A 21,285-nucleotide genomic window follows, 5' to 3' on the forward strand; every position below is an offset into this window, starting at 1 on the left:
GTCGATGGCGCGCGATCCATAGCTGCCGCGATTTGGCGCTTTGTTTTCCCGGCTTGGCTAAGTCGGCAAAGCGTACAGCGCTCTTCAAGCGAAAACTGTTGATACTTTTGTCCCATAGCAACACCTTATCCCAATAGTGTTGCACTTCGTTTGTGAATCTAGGGAATCCAAACTCGCAATTAGCAGCGAATGGGACTAAGACTGGATTCCGGCCTACGCCGGTATGACGAATAAGAATAATTCAGAGGTCCATTCCAATTTAATCTACCTTCGCCCCAGGCCCGCCGTAGATTTCCAACTTGTTCCCGTCGGGATCCAAGAAATATGCCTGCGGTCCCCAGAACACGCCCGTGTTGCGCTCTTCGATGTTGAAGACTTCAACGCCGTTTTTGCGCAGCTCGTCGATGGACGACTGAAACTCTTCCGGCTTCACCTTGAAGGCGTGGTGCACCGGCGTCGACTTCGACGTATCGTATTTCATCAAGTCGTTGCCCTTGGCCAGAATGAGAAAGTCATCGCCGGTTTGCAGGAACACCATGCGCGGCGACTGCTCGACGACTTTCAAGCCGAGCACGCCTTCATAAAACTTCCGGCTCCGATCCAGGTCCGTCACCGGTAAACTGAAATGCAACATGCCATGTGTCTTTAACATCAAATGCCTCCTATCCTATGGAACTCAAATTCCGTCGCCACTAGAGTTGATACTTACTGATATCGAGGGCGCCATGAAAGACGCCAAGCACATCGATATTGCCATCGTCTCTGATCAGATAGGCGATGCGATAGTGACGGTAGAGAAGTATACGAACATGTCGGGGCGAAGCCTGATAGCGCCCACCCATCGTGGGGAACTTAGCCAGCATCTGCGCCTTCTCATAGATGCCATTTACGGTTTCAGCGGCCGCCCGCGGATTATCGCCGGCGATATAACCATAGATGTCTTCAAGCCAGCGCTGCGCCTCCACCGTCCAGTTTATTTTTGCCATGACCGGATCCGTCGCGCCATCTCGTCATTCGAGATGACCCGTCCGGCGTCCGAGTCTGCAAGCCCCCGCTGCACCATGAGATGGAAAGCCAGCTCACGAACGATCTCGTCTCCCGACCTATCTTCGGGTTGAGCTTCGATAAGTTTAGCTAGTTCCTCTTTCGCTTTCGACATGGCTCACTCCTCCATCGTCGGCTAAATTCTGTCACACTCCGCATCGACGAGCAAATACACAATCTACGTGGGCAAACAATCAGATCGACTGCGGCGGAAACGTCCCATTGCGCAATTCCCGCAGCGTCGCCTCGATCTCCGCGCGCGTGTTCATGACGAACGGCCCGTGGCGCGAGATCGGTTCGTTCAGCGGCGCGCCCGAAACCAACAGCAATCGCGCAGGCGAATCCGTGGCGACAAGTTGAATCTCATCGCCTTCGCCCCACACGAGCAGCGTCGGCGCATGAACAAGCACATCGGCATCATTCTTCGAGGCTCTAACGTTAACCTCTCCATCGAAGACATAAGTAAAAACGGAATGCTCGTGCTCCACCGGATAAGTAAACGTCACGCCGGCCGGAATGCTCACGTCCAAATAGGTTGGCGCAACGGAGATCCCACTCACCGGCCCGCTCATTCCGTCCACCACCCCGGTGATCACGCGGATGCGCGTGCCGTCGGGTCGCGCGACTTGTGGAATCTCGTTCGCGCTAATATTTTGGTAGCGCGGCGCGATCATCTTCTCCTTCGCCGCCAAATTGACCCAAAGCTGAAATCCGCTGATACCTTCAGGACGAACCTGCGGCATCTCCTCGTGCAAGATGCCACGCCCCGCGGTCATCCACTGCACGTCGCCCGCTCCAATAGTTCCGGTACTGCCAAGCGAATCCTTGTGCTTCACCGCACCGGAAAGAATGTATGTGACTGTCTCAATCCCCCGGTGCGGATGCAAAGGAAACCCCGCTTGGTAGTCCCGCGGGTCTTTCGAATCGAAGTGATCAAGCAAAAGAAACGGATCGAGAAAATCGAGCGCCCGACCGCCGATGCTTCGTTTCAACCGAACCCCCGCGCCTTCGACTACTGCTTGCGGTTCAATGAGGTGAATCACTCTTTTTAAATATGTATTCATGACTTCACCCTCGTGTGCTGCAAGCTACTCGTCTTCAGCATCATCGCCTGTCGTATCGAAAAGATGTTTGTAGAACCGCTCGGGCGCGTTGAGAAAATCCCGCGTCACGCGGTAGTGATCCGTTTCGTCGTACGCGACCTCACGGATCGCATCGCCATCCAGGTTGAGCAGCACCGCGCCTGGGTAGCTGAGAATGATCGGCGAGTGTGTGACGATGAGAAATTGAGCATGGCCCGGCTTTTCGAGATCGTGGATGACTTTCAAGAACGAAAGTTGCCGTTGCGGCGAGAGCGCGGCCTCGGGCTCGTCGAGGATGTAAATACCCTGCTCGAAACGGTTCGTGAAAAGCGCCAGGAAGGACTCACCGTGGGATTGCTCATGGAGCGGCTTGCCACCGTAGGCGCGCAGGATCGAAGCCTGATCGATGTAGGTTGCGAAGTTATAAAAACTCTCGGCGCGCATGAAAAAACCTTCGGTCACTTTCGGCAGCCAGGAGAGTCGAAGCGCCTTTGCCAGGTCGGAGCGTTCGCCGAACGTGGCAAAATGATGATCGCGGTGTCCCCCTTCGGGATTGAATCCACAACACTCCGCGATCGCTTCGAGCAACGTCGACTTCCCACTGCCGTTCTCGCCGACGAAAAAGGTTACATTACCGCGAAACTCAATGTCCATGCCATGCGAGAACGCCAGCACGTTGAAAGGAAACTTAGCCAGATCCATCTTCTCCGGCAGGCTCGTAATGTGACGAAGAAATGGCGCCGACGTGGCCGGCGTACTTGACTGCAATATTCGACTCCGTTTCATCGTGTTAAACTTGATCGAATTGTCTTCAAACACAAAGGCCCGAGTCATCGCGACCCAGGCCTTTTGTTTTTAGGTTTATAATTCTGAAACTATTGTCGAGTTCACGCTCCCAATCCAAACGCCTTGGTCGGATTGTCCCAAAGAATCTTCGTGCGCGAGGCTTTGGAGATTTTCTGGTTGCCGCTCATGTCGCCGACGGTCTTGTTGGGAAACTTGTCAATGGCGTCGCTGTGCGGGTAGTCGGTGGCGATCATCAAATAGTCGTCGCCGATGTGCTCGACGAATACCGGGGCGAGTTCTTCGCCGGCTTCGGTACTGACCCAGCAGTTGCGCTTGAAGTAGTAGCTCGGTTTTTCCTTGGTGATCTTGGCCGAGCCGTGGGACTCATGTTCCCAGTGTTCGTCCATTCTTTCCAACCAGAACGGCACCCAGCCGCAGCCCGCTTCCAAGTGCGCGACTTTGAGTTTGGGAAATTTTTCTAAAATGCCGTCGGCGCAGAAGTTCAAACAGGACAGCATTTGTTCGAGCGGATGGCAGGCGACGTGGCGGCCGAATTCGCTGTAACGATCGTTGCCGGCTTGCGGTAGAATTGTCCGCGCGCCTTCGTGCACGCAGATCGTCACGCCGAGTTCAGAGCAAACATCGTAAATTGGATAATAGTCCGGGCTGGAAAAAGTCCGGCCGCACATTTTGTTGGGCCGCCAGAAGATGCCGACGAGTCCCAACTTCTCGCGCGCGTATCTCACCTCCGCGGCCGCGAGCTTGGGATCCTGCAGCGGAATCAACATGACGCCATGCAAACGTTTGCGATCGTGATCGCAGTAGTCGGCGAGCCAGGTGTTATAGGCGCGGCAAATCGCCGCGCTCAACTCCGGATCGATGTCGTCGCGCCACATGATGTAAAGCCCGATGGTCGGAAACAGAACGGAGATATCGATGCCTTCGCGATCCATATCGCGCAGGTTGGAGGCCGGGTCGAACTTGTTGGCGTAGGCATCGGCAAAACATTCGCGCCAGCGCTGGGATGCAGAAAAAATATAACCGTAGTCTTCCGTGATCCGCCCCGGACGGATCGCCGAATCGGATACCGGTTTGCCGTCGACCTCGCGCACGGTCTGGTTCGGCCCGGCGAGACGCACGCGGCTTCTGAATTTTTCCGGTAGGTATCTCTGATATAAATCGCTAGGCTCTAAAATATGCCGGTCGGCGTCGATAACTTTAAATCCATCTTTCATGGCGAATCTCCTTTTTTTAGCGCGATGATACTTGCGAACTTCGAGCGCTCTCATTTACATAGATCAAACTGCGGCGCGCGGCAAGCACCGGCCTGGATGGTATTCCGCGTCCGTCGAATAGAAACCGTCAGTTGGTGTTCCAGCCACCGCCGAGAGCTTTATAAAGCACGACTAAATTAGCCGCCAGATTGGCTTCGCTCTGGGCCAAATCGCTTTCCGAAGCAAATAGCGTGCGCTCGGCATCGAGCACGTTTAGAAACGCGACCAAGCCTTGTTTGTAAAGATCGTTGGCCAGCCGCACGGCACTGCGGTTGGCGGCGGCGGCTTCAAGTAGCGCGCGATAGCGCGACTGTTCCTTACTGTATTTAACCAAGGCGCTTTCAACCTCGCCGAGCGCGGTGATGACCGACTTCTCGTAGAGACCGAAAGCTTGTTCTTGCTGGGCGTTACGAATTTCGATGTTGGCGCGAATTTTTCCGGCGTCGAAAATCGGCCAGGTAATCGTCGGACCGATGGACCAAAATCGGCTCGGCCCGGTGAACCAATCACTAGCGCTAATGCTTTGCAAACCGAACGCGCCGGTCAAGGAAAACTTCGGATAGAGATCGGCGGTGGCGGCGCCGACTTGCGCCGTGGCGGCGGCCAACTGCCGCTCGGCGCGGCGAATGTCGGGACGGCGCCGCAATAAATCCGCCGGCACGCCGACATGAGCTTCGGGCGGCAACGCGGGAATCGGCGCGTCCGCCGCCAACTCCTTCCAGAGCAAACCGGGCTGAGCGCCGAGCAGCAGGTCCAAGAGATAGACGGTTTGTTTGAGCGTTGCTTCGAGCAGTGGAATCTGCGCCTCGCTGCTCTGCGCTAACCCGTCCGCCTGAGCTACTTCCAGACCGTTGGCGAGTCCGGCCTCGAAGCGCACTTTGGTCAAGCGTGAAGTTTCTCGTTGGGCCCGCAAATTTTCTTGGGCGACGTTAAGACGACGCTGCAAACCGCGCAGATCGATGTAGCTCTTCGCCACCTCGCCGAGCAATGTCACTAACACGGCGCGCCGATCTTCTTGCGCGGCATCGAGGTTCGCCGCAGCCGCTTCGACGCGCCGACGCGTCGCGCCAAAGATGTCAATTTCCCAGCCGGCATCGAAACCGGTTTTGAACAGATCGTGTTCTAAATTATTTGGCGATGAGAACGACGAACCGCCGCTGCTTTGGCCGCCGGAAGAAAATGAATTCGCGCTGGTACGGCTGCGCGCGTAGGAACTGGTCGTGTTCACCGAAGGCCACCCGCCGGATTCGGTGACACCGAGCACGGCGCGCGCCTCGCGAATGCGCGCTTCAGCGACGAAGATATCCAAATTAGACTGCGCCGCCCGTTCGACCAGAGAATTTAAAATCGGATCGTTGAACTCCGTCCACCAGCGCGCCAACTCGGCCGGCTGGGCGTCGACACCGAAGTTCCACCCTTCCAACCACGCCGAAGGCATGGAGGATTTCGGCGCCTGACAGTCCGGTCCAACCGAACAACCGACACTGAACAGAAACATTCCGATGAGCAATCTGCGCATTTTTAATCTCAGCCAAGAGGGCGGGTTTAAAACCCGCCCCGGCAAAATTCTAATTTTTTTTTCGCCCTTTGCGCCCCGATCGCCCTGAGCACTGTCGAAGGGTGCGGTTAATCATCCGAATCATTCTTCCGAGTTAACTCTTCTGTTGCGCCGCGGCGCTCCGCGTTGAACGGAAAAACGACGTGCGGTCCAAAACCTTTTCTTGGAAGTCCTCCAGATAAAGATAGATCACCGGCGTGATGAACAGGGTGATGAATTGAGAAACAACCAGACCGCCGACGATCACCAAACCCAACGGCCGGCGCGACGCGCCGTCGGCGCCGAAGCCCAACGCAATTGGAATCGCGCCGAACACCGCGGCCAAGGTGGTCATGAGAATCGGCCGGAAGCGGTCCATGCTGGCGTCGTGGATCGCTTTTGCCGCCGCTTCGCCGTGGGCGACGCGCTGCAAGGCGAAGTCGACGATCAGGATGCCGTTCTTCTTGACGATGCCCATGAGCATGAACATGCCGATGAAGGCATAGAGCGACGCCTGCTCGCGAAAAAGAAAAAGCGTCGCCAGCCCGCCGACCAGAGCCGTCGGCAGCGTCGACAAAACAGTCAACGGATGGAGATAGCTCTCGTAAAGAATCGCCAGGATCACATACATGACGAACACCGCCAGCGCCATGAGCATAGTCAAATCGCGCACCGTGTCGCGGAAGGTAAGCGCCTCGCCTTGCAAGCTCGCGCGCAACGTCGACGGCACGACTTCGGCTGAGGCTTTGGCGATAAAATCGGTCGCATCGCCGATCTCCACGCCAGGCTTGAGGTTGAACGAGATCGTCATGCTGGTGAACTGATTGAGATGATTGACGGCCTGGGGGCCAAGAGAAAACTTCCAAGTCACCAGCGCGCTCAGCGGCACCAGCCGCTTGCCGTCGTCGGAGCGAATATAGAGCAGCGATAAATTATCCGGCGTCGAGCGCGCCGCGTCCGCCGCTTCGAGGATCACTTGATACTGATCGGCCGGCTTCTTGATCAAGTATAAATAATTCTGCGCGTAAGCGTTGCGGATCAGAGTTAGAATGCGCGTTTCGGAAACGCCGTAGCTCTTGGCCTGTTCGCGGCGCAGCTCGATATCGAGATTGGGCGTGTTGTTGTAATAATCTGACAAGACCGTGAGAAAACCGGAAAAATCGCGCAGCCTCGCCATTAGCTTTGCACCCGCTTCGTAAACCTGATCGGGGTTAACACCGGAGATGGAAAACGCGTACTGCCCTTGATTCTGATTGGTCGCGCCGGTGCTGATCTCAAGTACGGGGAATGCACGCAAGGGCGCGATGATTCCGGGAATCGATCCCAAGCTGCCCATTAATTTTGCCACTTCCTGTTGGATCGGCGCACGCCCCGCCGGCGGCTTGAGAAAGGTAAAAATAATTCCTTGGTTCGACGCAAGGAATTGGCTCAGACCGGTGACTTCGACGGTGGCGAGAACGTTGGGATTCTGTAGCAGCGCGGCATCGACTTGGTCCTGAATCGCGCGCATCTGCTCGGGCGAAGATCCTTCGCGAGCGATAAACACTCCAGTGATCACGCTGCTGTCGCCAGGCGACAAAAAGGCTTTCGGAATAATCAGAAAAAATCCCACCGTGCCCGCCAAGCAAGCGACCCAGATCAACGCCGAGACCCAGCGGTGGTCGAGAAACCAGGTGAGATATTTTCCATATGCGGTAAGGACGCGTTTTTCCACGCCGCCGATTTTTCGCTCCATCCAGCTGCGCTTGGTGGCCTCGCCGCGCGCTTTGAGCAAGCGCGCGCACATGAGCGGCGTCAGGGTCAGTGACACCAGACCGGAAGCGATGATGGCGACGACGATGGTGATGGCGAACTCGCGAAAGATTCGGCCGACGAGCCCCGGCATGAAGACTAACGGCAGGAACACCGCCGCCAGCGAGATCGTCATCGAGAGAATCGTGAAACTGATTTCCTTGGCGCTCTGGATGGTCGCGCTGAGCGCATCGGCGCCCTCTTCCATGCGGCGCACGGTGTTTTCCAAAAACACGATGGCATCGTCGACCAGAAAGCCGATCGCCAAAGTCAGCGCCATCAGCGATAAATTGTCCAAGCTGTAACCGAGCAGGTGCATCGCCACGAAAGTCAGCAGCAAGGAAATCGGCAGCGCCACCGCCGGAATCAACGTATCGGTGGCCCGGCCGAGAAAAAGAAAAATCACCAGCACCACGAGCACGAAGGCGATCGCCAGTGTCTCTTGCACGTCGTTGACCGAATTGACGATGCCGCGCGAGCGGTCGTAGAGCGGCGTGATGCGCACCGAGCCTGGCAGCTCGGCGCTAATCAGCGGCAACAGAGATCGAATGCTGTTGGCGACCTCGACGGCATTGGCGCCGGCTTGGCGATAAACCGCCAACACTACAGTCGCTGCCGGCACCGGATAGCCGCGCGCCCAAAAGCGCATGCTCAACCGTTCGTCCTGCACCGACTCGCGCACCTGAGCGACGTCGCGCAAGTAGATCGGCGCATCGTTCTTGCTGCCGATAATTAAATCGCTGTAGCCCTGGGCGCTGTCGAGCTGCCCTTGGGGCCGGAGCAGCGTCGTGCCGCTGGAGCCGTCGAACTGGCCCGCGCCGCTGTAACTCGTGCCGCTTTTAATCGCCGCCGCTAAATCGTCGATGGAAATATTGCGCGCCCACATCGCCGAGGGATCGGCTTTGATGCGGATCGCCGACTTGGTGCCGAACACCGAGACCCGCGAGACGCCCGCGAGAATACTGATGCGCTGGCCGATTTGCGTGCTGCCGTAATCGTACAACTGGCCGCGCGTCACCGAGTCGCTGGTGAGCGCGATGTACATGATCGGTTGGTCGTTAGGATTGGTTTTCGAAAATGTCGGCGGCGACGGCAGATCGACCGGCAGACTGCCCGTCGCCTGGGAAATCGCGGTCTGCACGTCGGTGGCCGCCGCATCGATGCTTTTGCTCAGCGCGAATTGGAGCGTCAAACTGGTGTGGCCTTGAGTGCTCTTTGAAGTCACCAGCTCCAGGCCATTGATCTGCATGAACTGACGTTCCAGCGGCGTCGCGATGTTGTTGGCCACCGTCTCTGGACTGGCGCCGAGATAATCCGCTTGAACCTGGATGACCGGATAATCCACCGCCGGCAAATCGTTCACCGGCAAGCGAAAATAACTGAGCACGCCGAACAGCATCACCGACAAGGTCAAGACCGTTGTCAGCACCGGACGGCGGATGAATGGCTCGGAGAAGTTCACGGCTTGGTGGCGGACTTCGACTGCGCGGGCGCGTTACCAGCGGTGCTAGGTTGAACCACACGGACCTTGCCGCCTGGCGTGATGCCGAGCTGGCCATTGACGACGATTTGTTCGCCGGCTTTGACACCGTCATCGATAACGACGGAGTCGCCCTGGCGCTGGCCGAGTTTGACCGGTCGTAACTCGGCGGAGGAATCGCTTTTGATCACGTAGACGAACGGACCCTGGGCCGCGGTTTGCGCCGCCCCGGCGGGGATTAAGACCGCATCGACATGAGTATCGAGTACCAAGCGAACTTTGGCGAAGCGCCCCGGCCAGAAACGGCGGTCGGCGTTAGTCAACGTCGCGCGCAGCCTCACCGAACCTGTGCCGTCTTGCACCGCGTTGTCGACAAAGGTGAGCTTACTCTCGCGCGCGTCGGCGCCGTCGTCTGGCAGGCGCACTTCGACGCGCAAACCGCGCTTGGCCATGTGGCGCTGCACCGCGGTCAAATCGTTTTCAGTCACGGTAAAATCGGCATAGACCGGATCGAGCCGTTGGATGACAAGCAGCGAAGCGCCATTGGCCGCAACCACATTGCCGACATCGACGGTGCGCTGGCCGGCCCGGCCGGCGATGGGCGAGCGAATCGTGCAATAGTCGAGATTTAAGCGCGCGTTCTCGACCGCGGCGCGGTTCTGTTTGATCAGCGCGTCGGCAGCCTGCACCGCGATCTTCTTGGTGTCGTAGTCCTGACGCGAAATCGCCCGCGGATCGCTGACGCTTTCTACCCGAGCAAACGAACTCTTCGCCAAACTCGACACCGCTTCGGCTTGCGCCAGATTAGCTTCCGCTTGTTGGAGCTGCGCTTGGTAGGGGCGCGGATCGATAGTGAAAAGCGGATCGCCAAGTTTAACGTCAGCGCCGTCGGTGAAATGAATTTGCGTGATGCGCCCGGAAACCTGGGGCTGAATCGATACGACTTCGCGGGCAACGATTTTGCCCACGGCGTCGATGTAGATCGGAACGTTTTGTGAGATCGCCGCGGCCACCGTGACCGGCGCCGGCGGCCGTTGAAACTCGACTGGAGGATCTTTACCGCAAGCCGAAAGAAATGTCGCGAAAACGACTACGGCGGCGAACCTCAGGTTCACCGCCGTTGAAAAATTAGGTTGACGTCATCGCACGTGGGAACTCCACGTCTACGCAACCATGCGTTGCTCTAGGACCGCCCCTTGGATTTTTTTCTGGTTCGCATTCCGCGCCCGTGCTTCCCACTCGCGCAGACCGCGGCGAATGTAGTTGGGCTCGAGGTTGAGCAAAGTGCAGAGCGAAACGAAGGAACAGAACCAATCTGCATCGTCGCTGAACAACCAGTCTTTGGCCTCGTCGAACAAGGTGCGGCGCTTGCCGCTGATGGCGAACAAGTTCTCTTGAAAGCAGCGGATGCCGTCTTCCAAAACCGCCAACAACAGCGTGCGCTCAGGCTCGAGCGGAATCTTGCGGCGAAAGTTCGCGGCGTAGTCCTCGCCCAGCAACGTGTCCGGCTGAAACAGCGAACCGATCCGGTCTTCCATTCCCGCCGTGCGCGGACCGGTGGTGTTTGTGTTTGTTTCTTTGAGTTCCATTTTACCCCTCCCCTATGGATAAAAAGACCAATCGTCTAGATTTACTAACCGCGAAAAAAAACCGATTAACTTGCCAACAACTGCAACGCCTTCGGACTATAGTAGCGCCGCACCGCTTCTTCCTTGAGCCCGACTCCCAACAACGCAAACCAGGTCGCTTGGGAAACCAAATCTTCCCGAGAAACTTTGTAGTCGACGGCCGGCGTCGGTGGCCGCAGGTGCAACATCAGCGAAAAGGCCACATGTTGGACAAACCAAACACCAAGTTCCCGGTGAATCGGCGTATCGTGCATTTCTCCGGCCGCCGCCGCCGCATGCAAACAAGCGGCGAATTTTTCCAGCCACGCTGCGGCAAGCTTCTTGTGCATCAGTCGAACCAACTCGCCATCGCCCAACAAGCTGCGCACCAAGAGCGAATTCAATGCCGCCCGATGGATGTCGCCAACTCGGCCCAAGACGTAATGCGATATCATAAAATGAACCATTACGACTAGTGTCGATGTCGACGCCTCGAATTCGAGAATCCGGCTCGCTTCCGCGAACGTCGGACCCTTGGAGCAAGCATCCAGCATCGCCGCATACAGCGACTCTTTACTCGGGAAATGCTTGTAGAGCAGCGCCTCGGACACCCCGGCAGCTTGGGCCAGCTCTTTGATAGTAACGCCGTCGAAGCCCTTTTCGGCGAAGATGTCCTGGACCGCTTCGACGATGGCTTCCTTGCGTGCTTCAGCGGTTAACCGCGGAACGTTTCCCATCAGGGTTAGTTAGTTAGCATTTACTCACCTTTCCTGTCAAGGAAATTTGTTTAAGATTTTATGAATTCGCAACAACCTGCATAAGCTACTAATATTAGTGAAATTTTTCGGAAGATTAATATTTATCTGTATGGTGACGTCGATATCACCGAAGCAGCTAGATATCACGAACCCAACCTAGAATAGGCTTTGGCCGCGGTCTTCGAGGTTAGTTAAGCAACCGCTCGACGAGTGCCCTTAGACAGCATAAAAATCCCGCCAACGTTGCTGGCACGCCACGGCGATGCGCAGGCGTTCCAAATGTTGCTCCATCTGCTTACTCCCCTGCTTGACCGGATGGGCGTTAAAAAAATTATTTACATCGGCTTCGATCTCAGCGCTGACCAACCCGACGATGCCTTCGCACATGCGTGGGATCGAATTATCGGGATACTGGCGCAGCATTTCTTGCCAATTATTTTTCATGAACGTCCAAGCCTGCTCGCGTCCCTGGCGGTTCAACAGCATCCCGCGCATCAAGTAAGGCGAATTCTGCGTGCGCACTTCGCCGTTGATCGTCAGAGCCAATGTCCGCTCGATCAACTGCGGCTCGCGAAAATTTCCCAGCGCGAATAGATAGCGCGTCTCCTCCTGCGGCGTTTTGGCGTTCTTGAATTTCGCGACAAACTTGTCGTAATCGGCGGCGTTGCCGGTGTACGCCACGATTGCTACCAGCGCGGGAATCAAATTGCGCTCGACCGCATCGCTATTCTTTTCGTAGGCGCTGAACAACGCGCGTGCCCGCTCATGAGTCGACTTGTCGTCGGCGACGGTCCCCAAAGCAGCGATCAAATCGCCGCGCAACTGACTGACCAGTTCGCTTTCACCGACACGCGCCGACCAACCGAGCCGATCGACTGCCGGCGCGAATAAAGACTGTAAGCGCTGCGCCAACTTGGCGCCCTGCTGTTCGTCAAGAATCCGCAATAGGTGATGACAGGAACCGATCACCGTACTCCAGACGTTGACATCGTCCTCGTCGCCCATCAGTTCGATCAACTCAAGGTAGTCCGTAAGTGAAGTGAGTCCGGCCAAGGTCGTCGCCCAAGCGTCGTTAATCAAACTAAATCTTTCCACCGCCGTGAGGATTTCACGCCGGCCCTGCTTTAACGCCGCAGCCAGCTCGCCGCTGTAGCGCACGCGGTAAAATCCGTGGGCTCCGGCGTTGACCACCGCCCACTCGATGTCATCGGCAAAACTGACGCGCTGCTCTTGGTCGGTCAGCAGCAGCGTCTGAGTCTTCACTCCCGACTTGGTCCCGACGCGCAAAAATATCGGCGCATGCCACTTGCGAGCCCCATCGCTGCCGTCCTGAATATAGCGAAAGATCCGTTGGCCGAGCTTTAGGCTCTTGCCCTCCTTCTCGACGCTGATCAGCGGATAGCCCGGCTGAAATATCCAGGTATGCATCAGAGCGCGAACCGGCTGCTTGGTCGAATCCTCCAGCGCATCCCACAGATCGGTGGTTTCGGCGTTGGCGTATTGATGGCGCTGGAGATACAGGCGAATGCCGTCGCGAAACGGTTCAGCGCCAAGATACTGCTCCAACATGCGCAATACCGACGCGCCTTTTTCATAAGTCAGCACATCGAACATGCCTGCCGCTTCTTCCGGCTTTTCCACCGGAAACTCGATGGGCCGGGTGCTCTTGAGTCCGTCCACTTGCATCGCCGCGGCGCGCGACACGGTAAAACTATCCCAACGGCGCCACTCCGGCTTCCAAGCATCCACCGCGAGCATTTCCATGAAGGTCGCGAAGGCTTCGTTCAGCCACAAGCCGTTCCACCACTGCATGGTCACCAGATCGCCGAACCACATATGGGCGTTCTCGTGGGAAACTACGTCGGCGACGCGTTCGAGTTCGGCGCGCGTAGCTTTTTCCGCATCTACCAACAAGGCGGTTTCGCGAAAGGTGATGGCGCCCAAGTTTTCCATGGCGCCGGAGGCGAAATCGGGGATCGCGATCAAGTCCAACTTATCGCCGGGATACGCGATACCGTAATAGTTGCTGAAATGTTCCAGCGAAGCTCGGCCAATGTCGACGGCGAAATTCGCCAAGCGTTTTTTGCCGGGCACCGCCCACACGCGCAGCGGCGCCTTGCCAACCAGCACCGGCGCGGTGGCTTCGAACTCGCCGACGATAAACGCGACTAAGTAAGTCGACATCTTCATAGTGTCGGCAAATACTACTTCCTTTTTACCATTGCCCAACCCCGTTTCGCGCACCACGCCGGCATTGGAGATCGCCGTGAGTTTTTCGTCGACCACCAGCGTCACTTGATAGACCGCTTTGATTGCCGGCTCATCCCAGCAGGGAAACGCCCGGCGCGCGTCGGTGGATTCGAACTGGGTCGATGCCAACGGTTTGTCTTGGCCGTCGGCGCCTTGATAAGTGCTGCGGTAGAAACCATGCAGCTTGTCGTTCAAGATGCCGGTGAATTGAATCTGCAATTCGCCGCTACCGATAGTGATTTCATTCGCGAAGACGAACCTCACCTGTTCGTTTTCTTTGTCGAAGCTGACGCTGGCGCTCTGCACATTACCGCTGGCGTCTTTGAACCTAACCGAATGAATTTCCAACTCGGCGGCGTTGACAACGATCTCACCCACCAGCTGATGAATTTTTAACCTTACCGTTTCCTCGCCACTAAATGTCCAGGTCGTCAGATCCGGCGTCAAGCGCAGCGCGTAGCGCTCAGGTGTCACGGTGGTCGGTAGTCGATGTGATTTTGCTTCGGCCATAACAACTTCCTCGCTCAAGATTAAATTACGCGAATCTCCACGGCGCCCGTTTAGCTCGAAGGCGTTAACCCAACTGCGGCGCCGCCGAGTGCGGCGGTCTTCAATTTCCACGGCTTGATCAAGAGCCCGGTCAGCAACACCGACAACGACAATGTCACGACCAGGCCCCACAGCACCGAGCCATAGCTCTGGGTCTGATCGTAAACATAGCCGGCGATCACCGGGCCGAGGGCGCTGCCCCACATATAGCAGAAGGTCATGTTACCGCGAATCGTGGCGAAGTGCTTGCGCCCGAAAAAATCGCCGCTGATCGCCCAGGTGACCGGGAAAGCAGCATCCAGAGCCGAATAAAAAATCGCGAACAGCCAAAGCGACAGCTGCGATTCGCCGACGATCAGAATCACGATGGCGCTCAGCGGCAAAGCCATCCACAGCGACAGCAGCTTCGGTTTGTTGACCCGGTCGGCGATCCAGCCGAGCAAAAAGTGAAACAGTAAATTGAGGAAAGCGAACACGCTCAACAACACCGCCGCCCGTTCCTGGCTGATGCCCTTCCAAACCATGATCGGAATGAAATGCACCATCAAAGTGCTTTGCGTGCCGACGCGCACCAACATGGAAAACGCCAGAGACCAGAAGGCCAATGTCTTGAGCGCGTCCCTGGCGGTCACGTCGTCGCCGATGGTCCGCGCGCTCGACAATGCTGCCGCAGCACCACCGGCGCGCGGGGCGATGTGAATGGCGCCAGCGCCGTCCGGTTCCATGCCGATGCTTTCCGGCGAGCGAACGACTTTGAGACTCAGCGGGATGCAGACGATCAAGAAAGCACAGCCGGCGATAAACGCGCCCCAACGCCAACCGAAACGAGTCACCACCGCCGCCAGCGCCGGCGTGATGAGCGTACCGCCGATGGTCACCGCCGAACCGACCACGGTCATCGCCCGCGCCCGTTTTCTGATGAACCAATTGTTGGCGATCACCATCGGGGTTTGAATAAAGCCGGCGGAATAAGCCAGGGAGATCAAGCCGAGATAGACGATCAAAAATGCGCCGTAGCCATTGACCCACGAGAGCGCGATGTAGCCGATGCCCGCCAGCGACGCCGCGGCGATCATCAACGGCCGCGGGCCGAAACGGTCGACCAGGTAACCGATCAGCGGCGCCTCGATGGCACCCTCGGCGCGGGCCAACGAGAACGCCAGCGAAGTTTGCGCCCGGTTGAGCCCCAGATCGTGGCTCACGGGCAAAAAGAAAACCGTAAAGCCGTAGCCATGGAGCCCGCCGCCGATCACCCGCATCGCCGAGACCAAACCCACCATGATCCAACCGGCATAGAGGTTGGCAAAACTGTTTCTTAAATTGCGAATCACGTTCAGGAAGAGTTTCGGTAAGCGAACCGGCGCAGATCTCCGATTCCTTTTTACGTTCTTTGCGTGCGTTGCGGTTAGTGTTCCGAGTCCGAATTCTGCATGGCCAGCCAGTCCCGCTGACGAGGCGACACCATCTCGCCGATGACGCCGCGGCTTGCGGGGCTCGCCAGAAACAAAACCACGTCAGCCATGAAATCCGCCGGATGGATTCGTCCCGACTCTACCGCGTCTTTGATATACTCCGCGCTTTTGCCGCGCCGCCACATCGCCGTATCGGTACCGCCCGGCTCGATGGCGTTGATCGTCACGTCAGTTTTCAGTTGCCGCAACTCAGCGGCAAAAGTTTTAGTGAACGATTCCAAACCGCCTTTGGCCGCCGAGTAAGCGGAATTGGTGGCATTGCCTTGAGCATGGCCCGACGACACGTTGATGATCCGGCCATAGCCGCGATCCATCATGCCGCGCGCCACGGCTTGGGTGCAGAGAAACATGCCTTTCAAATTGACGTCGATCACCAGATCCCAAATATCTTCCGGCATCTCCAACACCGGATGTTTGATCATGACACCGGCGCCGTTGAAGAGGATATCGATTTTGCCGTCTGCACCGATGATCTGTTCAACCACGCGATCGACTTGCTTGCGATCCCTGACATCGAGCTGCGCCATGTCGGCCGCCAGACCGCGGCCACGCAAATCCGCCGCTGTCCGATGAAGCGCGTTTTCATCCCGCGACGCGAGCCAGACTTTGGCGCCGGCACACCCCAACGTTCGCGCCATCGCCTGGCCGATGCCGGTCGCGCCACCGGTGATGAATGCCACTTGTCCAGCTAAAATTAAATTTTGAGAAGCCAAGTCGACATCCCTCGCCACCGCCAAACGATCTGGATCATAAGGAGAGAGAAGAGGTTTGGCAACCGAAGGGCAAGAGAATGGCGAAATTTACGAGGCGCTAACAAGCGCCGTCGGCATCGGCAGAGTAAACCAGAAGCGGCTGCCTTGGCCAAGTTCGCTGTCGACACCGAGTTCACCGCCCATCAATTCGACCAACTGATGGGCGATGGTGAGACCGAGGCCGGTGCCGCCGTAGCGGCGCGCGCTGGAACCGTCGGCCTGAACGAAGCGCTCGAAAATCAGCTTTTGTTTTTCCGCCGCGATGCCGATACGAGTATCGCGAATCGTAAGACGCAGCTCACCGCCGTAAACTGGCGCCAGCGCTTCGCCGAAGGGAATGCAGCGCGCGGTGCTGCCTTCGGCGCCGACTTCAACGACGATCTCGCCCCGCGCCGTGAACTTGAGCGCATTGCCCAGCAGCTGGCTGAGAACTTGTTCGAGCCGTTTGCGATCGCCGTTGACACGATCCGGCACACCGGCGCCGATGGCCAATTCAAAACCTAAACCTTTTTGCTCCGCCTGCTGGCGAAATGGCTCCACGCAAGCCCGCAAGCTCGCGCCCAGATCGAAGACCGATCGGGTCACTGTAGCGCGGCCGGCATCAAGTTCGGACATGGTAAGAATTTCGTCGATGACCAGCATCAATGATTCCGCGCACGAAAGAATCGTCCTGGCGCTGTCCCGTTGATCGTCGCTGAGTTCGCTGTCCAACAAAAGTTCCGCCATGCCGATGACACCGTTGACCGGTGTGCGAATCTCGTGGCTCATGTTGGCGAGAAATTCAGACTTAGCGGTGTTGGCAGCCTCGGCTTGCAGCTTCGCTTCGAACAGCGCCAGCTCGGCGCGCTTGCGCGCGCTCAGATCGACGCCGTAGCCGCGCACGCTCGCCATCCCAGCCACCGGCACCAACTTCCATTCGAAACAGTGCTCGCCCAGATTCACTTCGATAGCGCCGATTTCGTTCTGTGTCTGCAAACAACGGCGCGTGAGTCTTTCGAGGTGTTCCGGCAACACCGCCGCCCGCGCGTCGGCGCCGAAACCAAAACGTTCCAGCAACGCCATCATCGCCGGATTGGCATGGAGCAGATGGGCGTCTTCGTTGAGCTCGACGATGGCGACCGGACTGTCCTCGGCGACGGACGCCAGACTGCGCAAATCCGTTTCCGCGGCGAGCTGGCGCGCGATATCGGTGAAAGCCAAGAGCGCACCGGCACCGCCGGCCACCGCAAACCGCGTACAACGATACTCCACCGGCTTCATCACGTCGCCGCGGCAACGCAGCCACATGCGCCCCGCCGGCGCGCTCGTTTCACCGGCGAGAATGCGCGCGAGAGGGCAATTGGCCGGCACAGCGCTCAGATCTTCCAAATAGCAATTCAATAGTTCGTGCGCGGACTGACCCATCAAGGCGGCGGACGGCCATCCGAGAAACAGCTCGGCTTGGGGATTGACGATCATGATATTGCCAGTGCTATCGGTGAGAATTGCGCAGGACGGCAGCGCGGCGAGCAGCAGTTCGACCCGATCGCGATCCGCAACGTCGCGCTCGTGGCGAGGACTCACGGGCGAGGAAAACTCGCTGACGTTCATGCCGACATACCTGGCACCGTGCGGAGAAATGCCATCGGATCGATGCCCTCTTTAAGCGGATCGCGGATCGCAACAACACGTCGTTCCACCGCGTCCCCAGCGGCCTCGCCCAAGCCGATGATCGGACCGTTGGACTGCATCAGACCGCTGCGCGACATGATCAGCCGCACCGTCGGTTTTAGCGCCGAGGATCGATTGGCCGCGACCACCAAGCCCCACTCGCCGGTGTTTAACTCGACGACGCTGCCAACCGGATAAACGCCCAAGCTGCGAATCACTCTTTCGACCAGATCGCGATCGACGGTGCCGCCATTGGCCTGCAGATAGAGCTGGCGCAGTACTTCCGTGGGCTGGAGCTGTGCCCGATTGCGCCCCGACAACATGTCGTCGTAGCTGTCGGTGAGCGCCACCAGTTGGGTATAAACCGTCAAGTCGGTTTCGCCGGCTGGATATCCCGAACCGTCGATCCGTTCGTGGTGATCGACAATGATGCGCTGGGCCGCGGCGGGAATATCCTTGGACCCGGCCAACAGCGCGGCGCCAAGGATCGGATGCTGCGTTAGAAGATTGGTCTCGGTTTCGGTCAAATTATTTTCCTTGCGCAGCAACGAACGGGGCAAACGAGTTTCACCGAGATCATGGAGCAAGGCGGCCGTTCCCAGCGCCGCGAAATCGTCTCCCAGCTTCTCGACCGTCGCCACCACCAACGACAGTACGCAAACGTTGACCGCGTGAGTAAATAAATCGTTCTGCAAGCGGCGCATCTGCATCAGCAACAGATTCGCCTCCGGCGAGCGCATAATGCTATCGCGCAGACTCGTCACCACCCGCCCGGCAACTTCCCCGTCGATGGCCGTACCGCGGCCGGCACCGTCAAAGATCGATTGCGCCAAGGTCAACGCTTCGTCGTGAATCGTGCGCGCCTGTTCGAGCTCCCGCACCATCGGCTGAAATGCCAACTCGGCGGGCGAGGGCGGCCGTTGGGCCGCCGCGGATTTTACCTCGACGGCTGGTTCTTCGGCCGGACGATTGGTAATTTCGCCGTCAGATTTTTGACCATCGACAACATCGACGCCGCGCGCGATATCGATCACCACTTCGCGGATACCATGCTTTCTCATCTGGTCGATTTCTTCGTCGCGCTGAATCAGCTTGCGATGAAACAAAAACGGCGTCTGCAACCAAGAACGGTCCAAGCCGACGACGTACATCCCAGGCCGCAGATCGGCGAGCGCCACACGTTTATTTGTCGTCGATTCTTCTTCCCGGCTCATAGTGTCCTGCCTGCTGAAAGTTTACCGCGCCTTCCTCGGCGCGAGCGCACGCTGGCGCGTATAAGCAGGCTATCGGCAAATAGAACCGGAAATTAAATGCTGGGATTGCGGCTTGCGGGGAATGCCGTCAGATTTCTGGTAGGGGCGGACCTGCGTGTCCGCTCTCGTCGCGAACAACAGCCTGTGACGCGACAACCAGAGTCGGAACCGGCGCCTTTCAATTCTCCAATAAAGGCTTCAACCGTTGAATCATTTCCTGGGACGGCACGCCGGCTTCTTTGATCAACGCGTCAAGCTCTTCACCGCTCGCAGGGGTCACATCGAGACCTTTCTTCTTGGCGTCGGCGAGCAACTCGGGATCGGCCATCATTTTGGTGAATCCATCGCGCAGCGTCTTCAAGCGATCCGCCGGCATGCCCGGCGGGCCGAACAGCGGCCGGCCCATGTCGTCGGGAATGAGCAGAATTTTCGCCAAGCGGCGATAAATCTCGTTGCTCTTATTTTTGTCCATCAACTCCCAGAGCGTCGGCACGCTCGCCATGCGCGCATCGCGCTTGGCGCCGCCCTGAACCAGCACCCGCGCAAACCCCGTCTTGGCCCATGTGCGCCCAGGCTCGCTGCCGAAAAAAGCTTGCACCGTGCCGCTGAAACAATGAACTTCGCCTTTCTCAATCGCGAGATTCACATCGGACGCGCCCGGATAACCAGGCACGAGCATCAGCTTCAGCCCAAAGGTATCTTGCAACAGGCGCGGAAAATAATACGCCGCGCTGCCGATGCCGGTGGAACCGCAGCGCGGCGTCTCCGTCACCGTGCGCAGGTCTTCTAAAGTTTTAATGCCGATGTCGGCGCGCATGTAGAAAATCCTATCGGTCTTCTCCGGCGAGCCGATGTAACTGAACTTGAACCAATCGTATTGCACTTCTTTCTTCCCGGTCACCTGCTCGATATACATCGCCGGACTGACCACGCCGAGCGTCAAGCCATCGGGCTTCGCCACGCCGTAAACATAATTCGCCGCAATCATCGACCCGCCGCCGGTCATGTTCTGCACGACGAACGAAGGATTACCGGAAATGAACCGGCTCAAGTGGCTAGCGATCACCCGCGCCCAAACGTCAAACGCCCCGCCGGCCGCAAAGCCGACGCGGATCTGCACGGTCTTACCTTGGTAGAAAGGCGTCTGGGCCGACACTGGCGACACCGCGATCGCACTAAGAAGTAAAACCAACCAAACCTTTTTCATGCAAATTCTCCCCGTTCTTCCGACCCACAACGGTTAACAGAGTTTGCTCGCGATTTCACCCAAAACTGCGCCGTCACCCGTAACGAAGTCCCACTATCCACCAAACCGGTTTGTGAATAGCTGACATATCTGTCGGCGCGGCGACCGGGTAGTCGTCTACCCGGTGAGTAATCGTTGGAGAATGGAGCGACCTGAAGGAAGGATCTAACGATATCGCGACCTGGTGCGAAACTTGCTGGCGTAGTCAAGCAAACTATGTCTGTGTTAACCGGAGTCGATCGACGATGAAGCCCAAAGCACCCGCTCATTATCAAAATATCTTACGCGCCATCGGCCAGGGGTTAGAAACCCTGGAGGCAATCTCATTCGACCTGGAAGTCTCGGATAATCACTATGAGGTGCGCGGCGAATGTAAAAAACCGGTAGCGGCGATGGTGCCCAAGGCGAGCCTTAAAAATCATTTCTCAAACTGGTCTTCGATGCCACCAAGAAAAAACTGGCGGGAAGCGAGCGATCGAAGTCTTTCGGCTTCAGCGGTCTGCGCTTTAGCGCCTCCGACATCGAACTTCTCGAGCGCAAAGGCAACAGACTCCGGAGCAATTTCGATACCAGCGAGCCCGACCCACATCGGCTGTCACAAATTCTTCGAACTGTGGGCGCCTATCTCGATCAGGACGGATGCGCTTTGATGAAAATTTCCTGGGCCAACGGCTTCCTAAAGCTCTGGTATCTAAACCGCCAAGGCGTCGAAGCCAAAGACATCTTGTCCCCTGTGGCGTTATACGATTGGTGG

The 21,285-nt window shown here is 57.5% G+C and carries 19 protein-coding genes; 1 reads left to right on the plus strand and 18 read right to left on the minus strand.

Annotated features, from left to right (window positions below; all coding sequences use genetic code 11):
* The 18 genes from EXR70_15685 to EXR70_15770 all read right to left on the minus strand — a co-directional run.
* Window positions 1-116 (minus strand): helix-turn-helix domain-containing protein (locus EXR70_15685; protein MSP39929.1); only part of this gene is annotated, 116 nt, incomplete at its 3' end.
* Between the two features lie 143 nt (window positions 117-259).
* Window positions 260-652 (minus strand): hypothetical protein, encoded by a 393-nt coding sequence (locus tag EXR70_15690; protein MSP39930.1) that lies wholly within the window; start codon window positions 650-652, stop codon window positions 260-262.
* 40 nt (window positions 653-692) lie between these two features.
* Window positions 693-986: a type II toxin-antitoxin system RelE/ParE family toxin gene (locus EXR70_15695; GenBank protein ID MSP39931.1), complete on the minus strand. Its 294-nt coding sequence runs from the start codon at window positions 984-986 to the stop codon at window positions 693-695.
* Window positions 974-1,159 carry a hypothetical protein gene (locus EXR70_15700; GenBank protein ID MSP39932.1) on the minus strand — a complete coding sequence of 62 codons (186 nt, stop codon included), beginning with the start codon at window positions 1,157-1,159 and terminating at the stop codon, window positions 974-976. Before EXR70_15700 ends, EXR70_15695 begins: the two co-directional genes overlap by 13 nt.
* A 79-nt stretch (window positions 1,160-1,238) precedes the next feature.
* A complete protein-coding gene (locus EXR70_15705; protein ID MSP39933.1) occupies window positions 1,239-2,108 on the minus strand; it encodes a pirin family protein in 870 nt (289 codons plus the stop codon).
* A gap of 24 nt (window positions 2,109-2,132) precedes the next feature.
* The gene (locus tag EXR70_15710; protein MSP39934.1) at window positions 2,133-2,912 is read right to left on the minus strand and encodes an ATP-binding cassette domain-containing protein; all 780 of its coding nucleotides are present in this window, start codon (window positions 2,910-2,912) and stop codon (window positions 2,133-2,135) included.
* Between the two features lie 101 nt (window positions 2,913-3,013).
* Window positions 3,014-4,201: an amidohydrolase gene (locus tag EXR70_15715; protein ID MSP39935.1), complete on the minus strand. Its 1,188-nt coding sequence runs from the start codon at window positions 4,199-4,201 to the stop codon at window positions 3,014-3,016.
* A gap of 73 nt (window positions 4,202-4,274) precedes the next feature.
* A complete protein-coding gene (locus EXR70_15720; protein MSP39936.1) occupies window positions 4,275-5,705 on the minus strand; it encodes an efflux transporter outer membrane subunit in 1,431 nt (476 codons plus the stop codon).
* Between the two features lie 133 nt (window positions 5,706-5,838).
* Window positions 5,839-8,976 carry an efflux RND transporter permease subunit gene (locus EXR70_15725; protein ID MSP39937.1) on the minus strand — a complete coding sequence of 1,046 codons (3,138 nt, stop codon included), beginning with the start codon at window positions 8,974-8,976 and terminating at the stop codon, window positions 5,839-5,841.
* On the minus strand, window positions 8,973-10,109 hold the full coding sequence (locus tag EXR70_15730) for an efflux RND transporter periplasmic adaptor subunit (protein MSP39938.1): 1,137 nt from the start codon (window positions 10,107-10,109) through the stop codon (window positions 8,973-8,975). Before EXR70_15730 ends, EXR70_15725 begins: the two co-directional genes overlap by 4 nt.
* Window positions 10,110-10,157: 48 nt before the next feature.
* A complete protein-coding gene (locus tag EXR70_15735) occupies window positions 10,158-10,583 on the minus strand; it encodes a hypothetical protein (GenBank protein MSP39939.1) in 426 nt (141 codons plus the stop codon).
* Between the two features lie 65 nt (window positions 10,584-10,648).
* Entirely contained in the window at window positions 10,649-11,338 is a 690-nt protein-coding gene (locus tag EXR70_15740; protein MSP39940.1) for a TetR/AcrR family transcriptional regulator, read from the minus strand.
* Between the two features lie 237 nt (window positions 11,339-11,575).
* Complete coding sequence (locus EXR70_15745; protein MSP39941.1) at window positions 11,576-14,119, minus strand: M1 family peptidase; 2,544 nt, start codon at window positions 14,117-14,119, stop codon at window positions 11,576-11,578.
* A 50-nt stretch (window positions 14,120-14,169) separates the two neighbouring features.
* A complete protein-coding gene (locus EXR70_15750) occupies window positions 14,170-15,489 on the minus strand; it encodes an MFS transporter (protein ID MSP39942.1) in 1,320 nt (439 codons plus the stop codon).
* 74 nt (window positions 15,490-15,563) lie between these two features.
* A complete protein-coding gene (locus tag EXR70_15755) occupies window positions 15,564-16,343 on the minus strand; it encodes an SDR family oxidoreductase (GenBank protein ID MSP39943.1) in 780 nt (259 codons plus the stop codon).
* An 87-nt stretch (window positions 16,344-16,430) separates the two neighbouring features.
* Window positions 16,431-17,972 carry a PAS domain-containing protein gene (locus EXR70_15760; protein MSP39944.1) on the minus strand — a complete coding sequence of 514 codons (1,542 nt, stop codon included), beginning with the start codon at window positions 17,970-17,972 and terminating at the stop codon, window positions 16,431-16,433.
* Entirely contained in the window at window positions 17,969-19,246 is a 1,278-nt protein-coding gene (locus EXR70_15765; protein MSP39945.1) for a DUF3391 domain-containing protein, read from the minus strand. The genes EXR70_15760 and EXR70_15765 overlap by 4 nt, the downstream gene beginning before the upstream one ends.
* 217 nt (window positions 19,247-19,463) lie before the next feature.
* Window positions 19,464-20,492, minus strand: a complete 1,029-nt coding sequence (locus EXR70_15770) for a hypothetical protein (GenBank protein ID MSP39946.1) — start codon at window positions 20,490-20,492, stop codon at window positions 19,464-19,466.
* Between the two features lie 284 nt (window positions 20,493-20,776).
* Between EXR70_15770 and EXR70_15775 the strand changes: the two genes are divergently transcribed.
* Window positions 20,777-21,181, plus strand: coding sequence for a hypothetical protein (locus tag EXR70_15775; protein MSP39947.1), 405 nt, complete (start codon window positions 20,777-20,779; stop codon window positions 21,179-21,181).
* Window positions 21,182-21,285: the final 104 nt, after the last annotated feature.

The organism is Deltaproteobacteria bacterium, from assembly GCA_009692615.1.
Taxonomy (GTDB): domain Bacteria; phylum Desulfobacterota; class Binatia; order UBA9968; family UBA9968; genus DP-20.

Bases quoted from the DNA above. Each gene is read 5' to 3' on its own strand.
- EXR70_15745 (MSP39941.1), bottom strand. From the start codon at position 14,119: ATGGCCGAAGCAAAATCACATCGACTACCGACCACCGTGACACCTGAG.
- EXR70_15740 (MSP39940.1), bottom strand. From the start codon at position 11,338: ATGGGAAACGTTCCGCGGTTAACCGCTGAAGCACGCAAGGAAGCCATC.
- EXR70_15705 (MSP39933.1), bottom strand. From the start codon at position 2,108: ATGAATACATATTTAAAAAGAGTGATTCACCTCATTGAACCGCAAGCA.
- EXR70_15720 (MSP39936.1), bottom strand. From the start codon at position 5,705: ATGCGCAGATTGCTCATCGGAATGTTTCTGTTCAGTGTCGGTTGTTCG.
- EXR70_15735 (MSP39939.1), bottom strand. From the start codon at position 10,583: ATGGAACTCAAAGAAACAAACACAAACACCACCGGTCCGCGCACGGCG.
- EXR70_15700 (MSP39932.1), bottom strand. From the start codon at position 1,159: ATGTCGAAAGCGAAAGAGGAACTAGCTAAACTTATCGAAGCTCAACCC.
- EXR70_15715 (MSP39935.1), bottom strand. From the start codon at position 4,201: ATGAGAGCGCTCGAAGTTCGCAAGTATCATCGCGCTAAAAAAAGGAGA.
- EXR70_15770 (MSP39946.1), bottom strand. From the start codon at position 20,492: ATGAAAAAGGTTTGGTTGGTTTTACTTCTTAGTGCGATCGCGGTGTCG.
- EXR70_15710 (MSP39934.1), bottom strand. From the start codon at position 2,912: ATGAAACGGAGTCGAATATTGCAGTCAAGTACGCCGGCCACGTCGGCG.
- EXR70_15775 (MSP39947.1), top strand. From the start codon at position 20,777: ATGAAGCCCAAAGCACCCGCTCATTATCAAAATATCTTACGCGCCATC.
- EXR70_15695 (MSP39931.1), bottom strand. From the start codon at position 986: ATGGCAAAAATAAACTGGACGGTGGAGGCGCAGCGCTGGCTTGAAGAC.
- EXR70_15765 (MSP39945.1), bottom strand. From the start codon at position 19,246: ATGAGCCGGGAAGAAGAATCGACGACAAATAAACGTGTGGCGCTCGCC.
- EXR70_15760 (MSP39944.1), bottom strand. From the start codon at position 17,972: ATGAACGTCAGCGAGTTTTCCTCGCCCGTGAGTCCTCGCCACGAGCGC.
- EXR70_15690 (MSP39930.1), bottom strand. From the start codon at position 652: ATGTTAAAGACACATGGCATGTTGCATTTCAGTTTACCGGTGACGGAC.